The organism is Nocardia sp. NPDC004654, from assembly GCF_040609595.1.
Lineage (GTDB): Bacteria > Actinomycetota > Actinomycetes > Mycobacteriales > Mycobacteriaceae > Nocardia.
Genome location: NZ_JBEXKI010000003.1, coordinates 342,410 through 354,513, shown reverse-complemented (window position 1 = coordinate 354,513; position 12,104 = coordinate 342,410). Strand labels below are relative to the sequence as shown.

The 12,104-nt window shown below is 68.0% G+C and carries 14 protein-coding genes; 12 read left to right on the top strand and 2 right to left on the bottom strand.

Translation table 11 applies throughout. The annotated features are described in order from the left end of the window. Positions 1 to 73 precede the first annotated feature (73 nt). A complete protein-coding gene (locus tag ABZV58_RS11860; protein WP_253810640.1) occupies positions 74 to 244 on the bottom strand; it encodes a hypothetical protein in 171 nt (56 codons plus the stop codon). 242 nt (positions 245 to 486) lie between these two features. Between ABZV58_RS11860 and ABZV58_RS11855 the strand changes: the two genes are divergently transcribed. The 11 genes from ABZV58_RS11855 to ABZV58_RS11805 all read left to right on the top strand — a co-directional run bounded on the left by ABZV58_RS11855 (position 487) and on the right by ABZV58_RS11805 (position 8,626). After that, on the top strand, positions 487 to 2,451 hold the full coding sequence (locus ABZV58_RS11855; RefSeq protein WP_355000131.1) for a hypothetical protein: 1,965 nt from the start codon (positions 487 to 489) through the stop codon (positions 2,449 to 2,451). Further along, positions 2,448 to 3,236 (top strand): ESX secretion-associated protein EspG, encoded by a 789-nt coding sequence (locus ABZV58_RS11850; RefSeq protein WP_355000130.1) that lies wholly within the window; start codon positions 2,448 to 2,450, stop codon positions 3,234 to 3,236. Before ABZV58_RS11855 ends, ABZV58_RS11850 begins: the two co-directional genes overlap by 4 nt. Before the next feature lie 50 nt (positions 3,237 to 3,286). Then, a complete protein-coding gene (locus ABZV58_RS11845; protein WP_355000129.1) occupies positions 3,287 to 3,601 on the top strand; it encodes a hypothetical protein in 315 nt (104 codons plus the stop codon). 78 nt (positions 3,602 to 3,679) lie between these two features. After that, positions 3,680 to 3,991, top strand: a complete 312-nt coding sequence (locus tag ABZV58_RS11840; RefSeq protein ID WP_355000128.1) for a YbaB/EbfC family nucleoid-associated protein — start codon at positions 3,680 to 3,682, stop codon at positions 3,989 to 3,991. A 124-nt stretch (positions 3,992 to 4,115) separates the two neighbouring features. Next, the gene (locus ABZV58_RS11835; protein WP_355000127.1) at positions 4,116 to 4,457 is read left to right on the top strand and encodes a type VII secretion target; all 342 of its coding nucleotides are present in this window, start codon (positions 4,116 to 4,118) and stop codon (positions 4,455 to 4,457) included. Next, positions 4,457 to 5,818, top strand: a complete 1,362-nt coding sequence (locus tag ABZV58_RS11830; protein WP_355000126.1) for a hypothetical protein — start codon at positions 4,457 to 4,459, stop codon at positions 5,816 to 5,818. Before ABZV58_RS11835 ends, ABZV58_RS11830 begins: the two co-directional genes overlap by 1 nt. 12 nt (positions 5,819 to 5,830) lie before the next feature. Next, a complete protein-coding gene (locus ABZV58_RS11825) occupies positions 5,831 to 6,127 on the top strand; it encodes a PE domain-containing protein (RefSeq protein WP_067785091.1) in 297 nt (98 codons plus the stop codon). Positions 6,128 to 6,143: 16 nt separating this feature from the next. Next, entirely contained in the window at positions 6,144 to 7,121 is a 978-nt protein-coding gene (locus ABZV58_RS11820) for a PPE domain-containing protein (RefSeq protein WP_355000125.1), read from the top strand. Between the two features lie 5 nt (positions 7,122 to 7,126). Beyond that, positions 7,127 to 7,906, top strand: coding sequence for an ESX secretion-associated protein EspG (locus ABZV58_RS11815; protein WP_355000124.1), 780 nt, complete (start codon positions 7,127 to 7,129; stop codon positions 7,904 to 7,906). 89 nt (positions 7,907 to 7,995) lie between these two features. After that, positions 7,996 to 8,295 (top strand): WXG100 family type VII secretion target, encoded by a 300-nt coding sequence (locus tag ABZV58_RS11810; protein WP_355000123.1) that lies wholly within the window; start codon positions 7,996 to 7,998, stop codon positions 8,293 to 8,295. A gap of 28 nt (positions 8,296 to 8,323) precedes the next feature. Beyond that, positions 8,324 to 8,626: a hypothetical protein gene (locus ABZV58_RS11805; RefSeq protein WP_355000122.1), complete on the top strand. Its 303-nt coding sequence runs from the start codon at positions 8,324 to 8,326 to the stop codon at positions 8,624 to 8,626. 65 nt (positions 8,627 to 8,691) lie between these two features. On the opposite strand, the gene eccE is transcribed toward ABZV58_RS11805, so the two are convergent. After that, entirely contained in the window at positions 8,692 to 10,467 is a 1,776-nt protein-coding gene (gene eccE / locus ABZV58_RS11800; RefSeq protein ID WP_355000121.1) for a type VII secretion protein EccE, read from the bottom strand. A 179-nt stretch (positions 10,468 to 10,646) separates the two neighbouring features. Here eccE and eccB point away from each other — a divergent pair, with 179 nt between their 5' ends. Next, a complete protein-coding gene (gene eccB / locus ABZV58_RS11795; RefSeq protein ID WP_355000120.1) occupies positions 10,647 to 12,092 on the top strand; it encodes a type VII secretion protein EccB in 1,446 nt (481 codons plus the stop codon). Positions 12,093 to 12,104: the final 12 nt, after the last annotated feature.

The following is a 12,104-nucleotide window of genomic DNA, read 5'->3' as shown; positions in this document are numbered from 1 at the left end:
CCGTTTCCCCGCGCCGCGGGACCGGAGGCGATCGTCGACTACCCGGCTGTCCAACCGAGCCGTAGCCGCGGACTCAGCCGAATCGCGTGGACAACCGGTAATGCCCTGCGGCGACAAGGACTTCCAGTGCGGCACGCCGAGAAGGGCAGGAGCGCGGGCACGAACGGTGCACCTGCATGAGCCGGTGGGCGTGCGCCACATCGTCCTCGCGGATGATCGCGGTGCAGTTCGATTCGTCGGACATGCTCTCCACCTCCGAAAAGGGTCTTCCCCCTGATGGTTGCGCGTCTACCGTCCGACGGACAGGCGCGGATCGTTTCCTTACCGTTCCTTAGGACGATCGATGCGCGTAACCGTGATCGGATAGCTGTAGCGGGGAGAGAATGGCCGAAGGCGGCCGTGCGTGTCACCATGGTCATGTCGTACAGCGTCGATGAGTGATTGATCTTCCCGACTCGGTCGGCGAAGAGGTGGGAGCAGAGACCGTTGGCTGGTGGCAAAAACCCGTGGGAGGTCTATCAGCAGCAAGCTGCCGCGGGGACGATCGACATCGGTGAGTCGGCGGCGAAGCAGGCGGCCGAATTCGTCGCCGACACTTTGACGATGATGCGGATCGCGAAGACGGCCATCGATGACCGCATCCTCAATTTCAAGGGATTCGGAAACCTCCCCTCGGGAGATGGTCTGGCGCAGCGCTTCTACGCGGCGGCGCGCGACCTCGACGATCGTCTCGCGGAAGACGAGAAGATCTTGCGCGGCATGGGCGAGTTGTTCACGATCGCGGGCAAGGTCTACGAGAACACCGACGTCGACGCCGCCGCTCGGTTCGAAAGACTGCGCAACGATCGGTTCGGCAACTGGGAGAACACCGCGTGGGACTTCCCTGGTGTGCCGCTGGCGAACGAAGGAAGACTTCCCGGCTGGGCCCGCAATCTGACCGTGAACCACAGCAACCCCGACAACGTCGAGCACCCCGAGGCCGCCCCGGAGGGCGGCAGGCTCCCGACGCCGGACCTTCAGGGCGCCAAAGGGGGCGAGTCGATTCCGGTCTCCCTCATCCAGAAGCCGCAAGACGACGCGAAGAAGGGCGCACCCTGGTCCGAGTCCGCGCCCGTCGAGAACGCTTACGCGATCGAGTACAACACCTATCGCAACCTGGGCGCCGCGATCGGCGCGCACAACCAGGAGATTCTGGACGCGGCGGCGGTGTGGAACTGGATCGGTGATCGCCTGCACACCGCGTTCACCGATCTCGCGACTCGGCTTCAGACGCTGCGCACCTCCGGGGCGTGGGAAGGCGACGGGCCGAAAGCGTCGGAGAACGCGGTCAAGACCTACGAGCAGAACGTCATCGCGCTGCGGGACGTGGTGACCTCCATCGGAAACAATCTCGAATGGACTTCGGGGTGGTTGTGGACGGTGAAACTCCATATGCCGTGGGAGGCCCAGAGCTGGGGCGGCAGCATCGATGGAACTTCCAGCGTGGGCTATATCCACGCTCGTGATGTGGAGTTGCCGCTGGCGCGAAAGGGATTCAACAACTTCTACGTTCCGGGCGTGCAGACCGCCAGCACCGGAATTCCGCCCATTCCGGCGCCGGCCCAAGAACTGGTCACCACAGCGGCCGCGGGACCCGGGCCCGGCCCTGGCAACCAGAGCACGCCCGGTCCGGGCCCGCTGGCCAATCCCGGCCCCGGACCCGGCCCCGGTCGGCAGGTGCCCGGTCCCGGTCCCGGTAAGAACAACGACGCGCTCCAGCGGGAGTTGGCGCGTCGGCAGCTGGAGGCACAGCGTCGTGCGGACCAAGCCGCCGAAAGCCAGCGCAAGGCGAACGAGAAGTTCCAGCAGGAGCAACGGGAACTCGCCAGGAAGGCGGCTACGGAGCAGCTCGCGAACCAGCGTGAGCGGGAGGCCGCCGCACGCAGGCAGCAGCAACAACAAGCGATGACGCAGGCGGCGTCGGCCGGGCAGGATGCGTTGCAGAAGGCGATGTCCGCCGGGCAGGAGGCCGCGCAGCAAGCCATGTCGGCCGCCCAGCAGGCCGCTCAGCAGGCCGCCGCCGGTTTGCAGTCCGGCTTGGGCGGTCTGCCGTCGTCGCTGGAGGCCGCGCGCGCTGCCGCGGCGAAGGCCCTCGGCGCAGGCCCGGGCGGCGGAGCGGGCGGCGGACTCGGATCCCCCGGCGTCGCAAGGGCGTTGGGTGAGGCGTCGAAACTCTTCCCGCGCGCGAACATGGCCACGGGCGCCGCGTCGGGGCTCGCCGCCGCGGCGCGCGCGGGCGCGTCGCCGATGGGTATGCCGGGTTCACCCGGCGCCGCGGGCGCGGCGGGTCGCCCCGGCGGTAACGAGGGCGGGCAGAACCACAAGCGGCCGAGCTACCTCGAATCGGCCGAGCATCTGGACGAGGCGTTGGGCGACGCCCCGAGGGTGGTCAAACCGGTGGTCGAGCGGTGAGCCGCGTCTGGAAATTCACCGATCTCGAATTCTTCGTCCTCTGGAGACGGGTCGACAAAGAAGACGACCTGCCTTCTCCGTTGGTCTTCACGAGCCGGACCGCGGGCCACGACGATTTCGTTCGGGAGTGCAAACGGACCGAGGAAGAACTGGCCACGCGGCTCGACAGCCGGGCGATGACCGAGGTGCTGGACACCCTGGCGTTCCCCGACATTCGTATCGTCGTCGACGGCTGGGGCGCGCAGAATTTCGAAGATCCGAAGGGGTGCGTGCGCCTGGTCGCCGGTCGCAAAGGCGAGGTCGGCTACGTGGTCAAACAGTTGCCAGGTGAAACGATTTGGCACAGCGCTGGTTTCGTCGTATCCGAATGCGACGCGGTCGATTTGGCGAAGGCGGTCGTCGACGAGATACCGCCGCTGGAAGCCGGCAAGCTCACCGGCATCGTGCTGCCCGCCGACAAAAACCAAGAGGTGGAACACCACTACGGTGCGTCGTTGGTGGAGGACTCCTTCGACGATTCCATCGGCTACCGGTACCAGCAGTTCATCGAGGCGCCCGCGACCACGGCCGGAACCATCGCCATCGTCCAGGGGCGCTCCCGCTTCGGCCCGCGCGGCATCACTCGCCACGAAATCCAGTGGCGCGACCTCGTCGACGACGGCCGCTACGCGATCACCGACGATCTCCCGCCGCGCGCCGTCGGCGCCGACGCCGCACGTCTCACCGCGATGATCAACACTCGGATCGCCGCGGTCATCGGAGCCATCAAGGACGAGCGGCTGTAGGCGCCGGACCTTCGACTTACACTGACCACCGACGACGAGGGGTTGATGCGATGTCCACGGCGGCGAACATCAGTGGCACGATTTCGGTGCGGACCACCGAACAGGGCTTGCCGCTGGGTATTTCGGTGGAAGCGGATGAGCTGCGCCGGGATCCGGCCGAGCTGGCGAATCAGATCATGCGGTTGTGCAGGCAGGCGGCGAACCGCGCCGGGCTGGCGCGGCGCGAGGAGTTGCAGGCGGCGGGGTTGACCAATCAGCAGCTCGCGCTGACCGGGCTGCCGAAGCCGGAGGACGTAGCCGCGCAGGAGTGGGTCGAGGAAGAAGAGTACGACGAAGAGCCGCAGAGCTGGTTGAGGGAAGCGTGACATGAGCGAACGCAGAGAGCGAATCATGTGCCAGTGTGCGGTACGCATGCCGGAGCCGAGCGCCAGCGAGGCGGAGGCATGAGTACCAATCCGGTGATGGACGAGATCGAGGCGCGGGCGCAGCGGGCGCTGAATCGGTTGCGCGATCTCGGCGACGAGATGGCGAAGGTGCGCGCGCGGGAGTCGTCGGAGGACGGTGCGGTCACCGTCGAGGTCGACGGCAGTGGAGCCTTGCGGGACTTGCGATTCACCAGTGCGGTGTCGCGAATGTCACCCGGTGAATTCGAGCAGGCGGTGGTTTCCACCGCCCATCGCGCGGCGGCCGAAGCCATGGCGAGGATGGGTGAGCTCATCACCGAGTTCAATGAGGAATCCGCAGCTCAGGTCTAGTGCGGCACCAAAAATTTACTCTCCCTTAAGACGTTCCATACGAATATTTACTGCGCGACTCATACTGTCATCCGGTACATTTGGCCTGGACGTTCCAATCATATTCGCGCAGAGGGTGTTTCCGATGCCTCACGGTTTTGACATCAATCCCTGGCCTCATGTGGCCGCCGAACCTGACGCGATTCGGGCCTACGCGGACACGGCCGCGGCGATGGCCGCCAGCGTGGCGAGCGCCGGTTCGGTGAACCAGGCGGCCACCATGGCCGCGGCCATCCCGGTGTTCGGTTTGATCGGCCAGGATTTCCTCGCCTCCTTCGCGGTGGCGCAGGCCAATCACCTCACCTCGGTCGCCGAGCTGGCCTACGTGCACGGCATGACGGCGCTGACCTGCCAGCAGGCGGCCGCCGAATACCAAGTGACGGACGGGCTTTCGGGCTCCGACATCGACGCGGTCGGTAGAGCCTGATGTCGGAGCTGGTCGATCAGTCGGTATTGGACATGCTGCGCCAGAGCGCGGTGGGTCCGATGTTGGACCGGCCGGTGAACGATGTCCTGAAGGACATGGGCCTGCCGCAGCTGCCCGAAATCCCGCCGCTGCCAACGATTCCGGGCCTGCCGCCGCTGCCGGTGATCGACCTGTCCCTGCTGGCCAAGCCGCTTACCGATCTGGCCGCCACCTTCGGCACCGGCCAATTCCCCGCTCCCGCACCGGCAGCCGCGCCCGCGGCCAATGGTGATCCGGCCGCACAGCCCGCCGCGAATGCCGCGGCCGCGCCCGTCGTCGATCCGACCGAGGTGCTGTCTCAGGTCTCCAGCGTCGTCTCGACGGTGGTGCAGCTGGGCAGCACGGCGCTCACGATGGCGATGCAGCTGTGGCAGAGTCAGGCTGCGGCCGCCGCCGAGGAAAAAGGCAAAGAGGCGCAGAAGGACGGCGGTAAGATCGCCACCCAGGCCGCGCAGGAGTCGGCAGGCGTCGCCTCCGCCGCGACCTCGGTCGGCATCGGCGCCGCGATGATGGCGGCCATCATCGCCAAGTACATGGCACAGCTCGCGGCCTCCGCGGCGTTCCTCGCGACCCCGGGTGGCCAGGCCTTCCTGGTCGCCTCCACCATCGAGACGATGGCCGAGGCGACGGCGACGGTGGCGAAGACGCGCGCCGAAATGACCGTGCACAGCGCGGAGATGACGGCCACGGGTCAGAAGGTGCCGGTCACCAATGCCCCCAAGGGCATGGACCAGATGCAGATGCTGAGCATGCTGATGCAGATGATCCCCACGCTGACCACCGCGGTGAAGTCCGGCATGGATTCGGCTGTCTCGCTGCACAAGACATTGAACCCCGCCACCAACCCGGCGCTGGAAAAGGACAAGGCCGAGCAGGCGGAGTTGGACAAGGGCGCCATGTCCGGTGCGGGCGGTGGTCTCGGTGGTCTCGGCGGTTTCGGTGGTGGCGGCGGTGCGGTAGCCGCCGCGGCGCGCCAGCTCGGCCCCTGGGTCGACGGCCGCGCGGTCGGCAACCTGGGCGCGGCAGGCGCGAACGGCGTCGGCAGCCCGGCCTCGGCGATGCAGGCGGGCGCCAGCTCGGCCGCCCGCGGCAGCAGCACCACGGCGACCAGCTCGCCGGGCGGCATGATGCCGATGTCGCCGATGGCGGCCGCGGGCATGGGCCGCGGTGCGGAGGACGCCGCGAGCTTGCGCAACGAACTGGTGTCCGCCTCGCACGGCAACGAGGTGGTGGGTGATATCGAAGGCGTCTCGCTGCCGGTGGTCGGCGCGGCCAACGCCGACGGGCTCAACGAACCGCCGGACCAGGCACTCACCCTCTGATAGGAGGACGTCATGGAATTCGATCGCGCCGGGGCAATCAAGTCCGCCACCGCACTCGACGCCCTCGCGGACCGGCTGGAAGCCGATCTGAAGGCCAACACGCCCGCCTTGGCCGTGGAAGCCGCTGGGCTGGACGAAGTTTCACAGCGCGCCGCGCAGACCCTGCGCGGTGTGGCCGCCTCCTACGACGAAGCCGCGACCGCCGGCGTTCTCGAACTACGCAAACTGGCCGCCGCGCTGCGCTCGCAGTCGCAGTCGCTAGTGGTGATGGATACCGAGAACGCCGCTGGTCTCGGGGCGTCGGCCTGACGCGAGGCGGGGGACTATGGTCGAACCGCCGATCCCTGGTTTCACCGGCGTGGTCTGGGAAGCCAGGCCCACGGAGAAACTCGCCCAGGATCTGACCACCGGCCGCGGCGCGGTGCCGATGGCCGAAGCGGCCCAGGCCTGGACTCGCCTGGGCGTGAGTTTCGGTGCCGCCGTGCTCGAATACGACCAGATCGTCAAGGCCATCGGCGAATCGTGGCGTTCGGAGACGAGTCCGGAGATCCTGGACCGGATCACCAAACTGCGGGAGTGGCTGCTGGAGGCGGCCGGTTCCGCGGCTCAGAACGCCACAAAGACCGGCTCGCAAGCGGTGGCCTACGAGGTGGCGCGGCTGGCCATGCCGCACGTCGCCGAGATCGCCGCCCTGGAAGAGGCGAAGAAGTCGGTGGAGGCGATCGGCGCCGGCCTGGGTGCGCCCCTGGTGGGCGCGGCCGCCGATATCGACGCCGAACAGGATCTGGCCAAGGTCAACGCGGCCCGGGTCATGCGCGTCTACGAGGAGGCGACCAAGCCGCTGGAGACGCCGTGGACGCAGACCGCGCCACCGGTCATCGCCAATAGCGCCGCGCTGGAAGCCGAGCGGGCCGCATCCGAGGTTCGGCCCACGGCCATGCCCGCGACCGCCTTGCCTGCTGCTTCGTTCGCCGCGGCGTTCGCCAGGGCCACACCGCCGCCGCGGGCGAAGACGGCGTTCACCACGCAGGCCGTGGCCGCCGTGACCGCCGAGCCGACCCCGCTGCCCGTGGAGACGGCTCCGGTTGCGGGAGATTCGTCGTCGGCGAGCCGCATGGGCGCCCCGGCCGCGATGGCGCCCGCCGCGGCCATGCAGGACGACGACCGTGCTCCGCGGGCCGGCGCCGCCTCCGCGCAGCCGGACAAGCCGTTCGAGGTCGAAGGCGGATTCGCCGCTGCCCCAGCGGTGCTCGGCGCCGCCGCCGAACCCGCACCGAAGGCCACGGCACCGGGGGCGGCATGACGACGATGACCAACGATGGACTCCTTGCGGTGTCCGACCTGCTCGGCGTGCAGACGCTGCCGCTGGTGCTGGGGGTCGGACCGCAGCAGGATTCGGTCGATGCCTGGCAGGCCGCGCGCGACCAAGCGATCGCCGACCTGCGCGCGGCCGGGTTGGTCGACACCTACGACGATGTCGCCGCCGACCTGACCGACGCGCTGTTCGTCTTGGCCAACCCGGAGCGTGAACTCGCGGCCCGGATCTACACCGAGTCGGGCACCCGTCAGGTCTGTGTGGCACGCAAGGGAGTTCAGCACGCGCTGGCAACGCGTATCGGCGACACCTTCGACGTGGGCCCCATCTGGTGCGACGGCGGCGGGCAAGCGCTGGCCCGGCCGGTGCTCGAAGCGCTGGGCCGCGCCCCGGCCGCCGATATCCCGAGCATCAGCGCCCCGGTCGACGAACTGCGCGAAAGCCTGGACGAGGCAACCAGATCCAGCGATTACTCCGATATCTTCTACGCCCACGGCGTGGCCGAACGCGATGCCATCGAGTTCGGATTGGCCATGTCCAGCTGCCACGCGCACGCCGAGATCGTCGCCTACGCATACGACGACGGCGTCACCACCAGAACGTCCGGAGCGGTAGCGGTTTACGACACCTCGCGTGGTCGGATCGCCGCCAGCCCCGGCGCTGCGCCGGACCTACGGGTCTGGTCGACCTTCGCCCCGGGAACCGATCACCGGATCGCACAGGCGATCTCGGCACTGATCGAAACCTTGCCCGGAGGAAGGTGGATGCCCTAGTCAACGCATCGGAACTCACGAACCGACCGAATTACCGCGGCGCCTGCGCAGCGGAACACGAAATACCCACCGACATGAAGAGGTGAACGATGTCCGGACAGACCAGCTATACCGCGGATCAGGCAGCCCAGGTAGTCGACGAGTACTACCAGGCTGTCGAAGGCATCCGTAAGACCATCCAGGCGGTGCAGGAATCCTTTGACGCGGCCCGCGCGGGCTGGGAAGGTGACGCCGCGGTGGCCGGCCAGAGGGCTTCCGAGGCCTGGCAGGCCGAGGCCACCGAGATCAACGGCAAGATCGATGCGCTGAACCAGACGATCCAAGAGGGCAACACCACCCTCGCGGACGTCGACCCGACCAACGTCGACGCCCTGACCAACCTGATCTGACGCACTTTCCGGGAAAGGAGTACCCGCCATGAAGTACACCAAGGCGGTCCACGATCAGCTGATCCGCGAAATGGACCAGTACTACAAGGATCTCGACGGCTACAAGGACGCCTTCGTCGCCGCCCGCGACAAGCTGATCAACGTCGCGTGGGAGGAGAACGAGGCGCTGGAGTCGTTCAAGGCCAAGGCCGACGAACTGCTCGGCGTCGGCAGCAAGGACGGCCAGGGCCTCAGCGACACCCACCTCAAGATCCAGAAGCTGCGTGACGCCATCGACGGCGCGTTCAACAACGCGTTCGCCGCTGACAAGAAGGTCTACAACTCCTTCTGATCCGGGTTCGGGACGAAAAGCCCCGGTCACCCTCGCGCGGGTGGCCGGGGCTTTCCGGTGCTCGGCTATCTGGCGAGGGCCAAAGCCGTGTGCAGGTATTGCATTTCGTCCGGTGTCGCCACCATGTGCACGCGGGTGGTCACACCTGCCGTGCGCACGGTGACGAGGTTGGCGGTCTCCGGGTCCTCGGCGAGGGTGACGTCGGGGTCGAAGTGGTCCTCCATGGTTGCCGGGGCGTTGCGCAGCAGCACGGTGGTGGCGTCGGAGTGGTGTCCCGTCGGCGGAATGCCGTCGTAGACGACAACAGTGGCGAACCGGTGCGCGCTGGCTTGCTGCCCGGCCGCGGACCAGGCCGCGACGGTCAGGGACTGGGGCACACCCACGTCGGCTGCCATCTGCCGCCACGCGTCGTGCCGGTTGGTGTGCACCACGACGGAGGCGCCGAGCGCGATGGCGCGCAGGATCATCTGCTGGGCGACCAGCAGCGATCCGATCACCTCCACGCGCCGCACCTGATGCCCGACCAAGGGCAGGGCAACGGCCTGTCCGGAGGTGTCGGCGCCGATCAGCTGACCGCAGCCTGCGATCGGCATCGGCAGTGCGAGCAGTGAATCCGGCTTGCCCAGATAGGTTTCCGGGCTGAACCGACGGCCGCGCCGGGCGATCGGCAGCGGGTACAGCAGCGCGCGGAACTGCTTGCCCGGCAGGGGGACCAGGCCCTCGGCCTTGACCACGGCGGGCTTGTCCCGGGTATCGAAGCGCACCACCGCGGTCACTTCGATACCCGCGGCGCCGGGCGCGGCGGCCTGGTCGCGCGGTGACCGTGCCGGTGCGCGCTGAAGACGCATGGTGACGGTGGTCGCCAGCGTCGGCGTGGACCACACCGCCGCGAATCCGCGCGGCCCCAGCGCCTCCGGCGCCATCCGGTAGGTGGTGTAGTGGATGCCGTCGCGTTCCACGCTGTGCGCGGTCTCGGTGAACTCCTCCAGCGGCGTGTGCCTGGTGAGCTGGTTGACCGCCGCGGTGATCTCGGCGGCTGACAGCACCACCGTGGAGATGCCGTGGGCGGCAAGTCGATTCGCCACCCGCTGGGTCGCCACGATGGCCGTGCGCAGCGTGCCGGTGGCCCCGCCCCCGCGCCGCGCCACCGCGGGGGCATTGCCCAGCGGGTCCAGCCGCAGCACCACCCACACCGTGCGGTGCGCCACCGCGGGCAGCGGGCCCAGGATCTGCTCGTAGAGGTGCGAGACCCGGCCGGGCCCCGAGGTGCGGGCGCCGGTGCTGATCACATCGATGGAGGCCAGCTCGATGTCGAACTGGTTGAGGCAGTGCGCGAGCTCGGGCAGCGGCATCATGTCGTCGGAGATCAGCGACTGCGGGCTCAGCAGCGTCACCGTGCGCGGATGCGCCTCCACGCGCAGCATGATGAGTAATCGCGAGCCGTCCCAGCGCATTCCGTAGGCGCCGCCCTCGGGTAGCGGTACGTCGAACGGCGCCTGATCCGCGGTTGCCGAACGATTGCGGAACACGCGCCAACGGAAGGTGATTTCCTCGTCCAGCCAACCTGCCAACGACTTGCGGCGCGGCCGTGGTGTCAGCCCCAGCAGGAGCACGCCGGCACATACTCCGGCCGCGATCCACACCGAGGCATCGAAGATCACCGCGACCAGCGAGGCCGCGACAGCGACGAGCGCCACCGGAATCACCCAGCGTAGCGGCAGAATTCGAAACAACCAGAAGTACGGGGAGTGCAGGGGAGTGGGGGCAGGCTCGGCCGACGGGGCAGGTGAACTCTGCTGCGCGGTGTCGCGATTTTCGCCGTCGGCTGTGGTGGAACCCATGCGGACATAATGGACCGAAATTGTTCGGCTTCGCTACCGGGAAGGCAGGCGGCAGGGTGGGTAGGTACTGGGGGATGGCAGTCGGCGGAGCTTGCGTAGCCGACGGGGCGGGTAGGTACTGTAAGCGTGCCGGGTGAAATGCTCGGTCCGCTGTACCCGCGTCAGTTCGGAGGCGTTTCGTGCCCGCACAGTTGACTACCAAGGCGCAAGTCAACGGATACCGGTTTCTGCTGAAAAGGTACGAGCACGCGCTGATTCGGCGCGATATCCGGATGCTGCACGATCCGATGCGCTCACAGTTCCGCTCGCTGGTCGTCGGCGCGGTGCTCGGCATCCTGGTGGTCGCCGGTGCGGCGATCCTGGCGTTCCTGCGCCCGGTGGGCTCGATCGGCGATGCGACCATCGTGATGGGCAAGGAGACCGGCGCGCTCTACGTGATCATCGACGGCACGCTGCATCCGGCGCTGAACCTGGCTTCCGCCCGCCTGATCGCTGCCAGCGACGAAAAGCCCACTTCCGTCAAGGAATCCAAGCTGACGCTGCCGCGCGGACCGATGGTGGGCATTCCCGGCGTTCCGGCCACCCTGCCCGGGGCTGCCTCGCCGGACTCCGTCTGGAGCCTGTGCGATGCGGTGGAACTGTCCGCGGCAGGCAGCGCCGCCCGCTCCGCAGGCGCCAAGTCCACGGTCATCGCAGGCGCGCTCGACTCGAGCGAGCCGAACACCGCCCGCCCGCTGCGCGACAACGAGGCGCTGCTGGTGACCCGCGGCGGCAAGACCTTTCTGATGTTCGACGGCAAACGCGCCGAGGTGGATCCGAACGATTCGGTGATCTCGCGCTCGCTGGGCATGCAGGCGTACAACCCGCGTCCGGTCAGCGCGGGCATGCTAAATTCCGCCACTCAAGTCCCCGCGATCGTCCCGCCGAAGATCGATCGGCTCGGCGAACCCGGCCCCGGTCGCTTGCAGGGCGTGCCGATCGGCGGCGTGATCCGAGTGCAGCGGGTCGACTCCGAGGAGCTGTACGTGGTGCTCGCCGATGGCGTGCAGCGGCTGACGCCGTTCTCCGCCGAGGTCATCCGCAACGCGAACTCCCAGGAGATGAACGAGATCATCTCGGTGCCGCCGGACCGGGTGGTGGGAGTCCCTTTGGTGAGCCCACTGCCGGTGGACAAGTTCCCAGGGGCGGTCCCGACCATCCTCACTCCCGAGGAGAACAAGGTCAGCTGTATGCAGTGGACCAAGAAGGCCTCCGATCCGGCTGCCACGATCACGCTGCTCGCCGGACGTGAACTGCCGCTGCCGAAGTCGGCCAAGGTCGTGGACCTGGCCACCGGGGACGGCACCGGCGACCGCATCGACCATGCCTACATCCCGCCGAACTCGGGGGAGTACCTCCAGACGACCGGCATGTCGCCGGACAGTGTCCGCATGGGCAGCCTGTTCTACATCTCCGACAACGGGATTCGCTACGGCATCCCGGATCAGGAGACGGCCACCCTGCTCGGCCTTGCCGACAAGCCGCGGCCCGCACCGTGGCCGATCATCGGCCAGCTGGTACCCGGGCCGACGCTCTCGCGTGAGGAAGCGCTCGTCAGCTACGACATCCTGCCGACCACCAACTGACCTGCCCCGCAC